General features: G+C 73.6%; 1 protein-coding gene. It reads left to right on the plus strand.

Annotation, left to right across the window (positions count from 1 at the left end):
• On the plus strand, nt 1–1,152 hold a 1,152-nt coding region (locus AC5RV2_RS18205), incomplete at both ends, for a DUF222 domain-containing protein (RefSeq protein WP_494093494.1).

The following is a 1,152-nucleotide window of genomic DNA, read 5'->3' on the forward strand; positions in this document are numbered from 1 at the left end:
GGGGGCGGGGGAGTGGGCGGACCCGGCGGCGGCGATCAGCACCGGGAGCGTGGACGCCGCCGACCCGGATGGGTCCGGACCACAGCAGGTGCGGCGCCGCCGCAAGACGGAGTTCGCGAACACTGCGGAGTATCTGCGCTCCCGGTTGGGGATCGGGATTGTCGAGGCGCGGCGCCGGCTGCGGGTCGGCAAGGCGATCACCGCGCCGGTGCGGTTGGACGGGGAACCGGGTGTGGCGGCGTTGCCGGTTTTGGCCGAGGCCATGGCCGGCGGTGAGGTCAGCGGCCAGGCCGCGGCCCTGGTGGTTGATTCCCTGGACCGGGCCCGCCACGCCGGCACCCCGGTGGCGTTGCAGGCGATGGAAGCGTCGCTGGTCCGGCAGGCCGTGGACGCCGATGCCGACACCCTGGTGATGGTGGCCAGGACGTGGGAAACCGCCGTCGACCAGGACGGTGCCGAACCGTCCGAGGAGGAACTGCGGGCCCGGCAGGGCATGTTCTACCGGGGCCGGCGCCGCGGGCTGCACCAGTTCGTCATCAACACCACCGACGCCCAGTACGAAGTCCTCGCCACCGTGATGAACAGCGCCGCCAACCCAAGGATCCGCCCCGACGCCATCGAAACCGCCGCCACCGCCCCTGCCGCGGACAGCCCGTCCGACGCCGGCCCGGCCGGTTCGGGGGAGCCTCGCACCGCAGGTGGCGGAACCACGGTCGCCGGCACGGCCAACGGCGGTAACCATGATGTTCCCGGCACCGGTCCCAGCACCGGTACCACGGGGGCAGGCAGGGGCGGAGCCGATGCCGTGGATGCCGATGGGACGGACGGGGTCGCTGCGGAGGGCAGCGCGGCTGCTGGATCCGGTCACCCCGGCGGTGGAAGCCCCGCCGGCGTGGATCCGGCCGTGGTGGAGGCGATGGATGATGCCACCCGGGCGCAGAAGCTTCTCGCTGGCCTGGTCGGGGCCTGCCGGATCGCGCTGAACACCGGCAGGCTTCCGGACTCGGGCGGGCACCGCGCCCAGGTGATCGTTACCACCGGGTACGACCAGCTGGCCGGGCTGCTCTCCGGCGGCGGCAGCGCGGTCTTCAACGGCCCGGTCTCGGCCACCACGGTCCGCCGGATGGCCTGCGACGCCGAGATCATCCCGGC

It is taken from the genome of Arthrobacter sp. Y3225116, assembly GCF_059091245.1.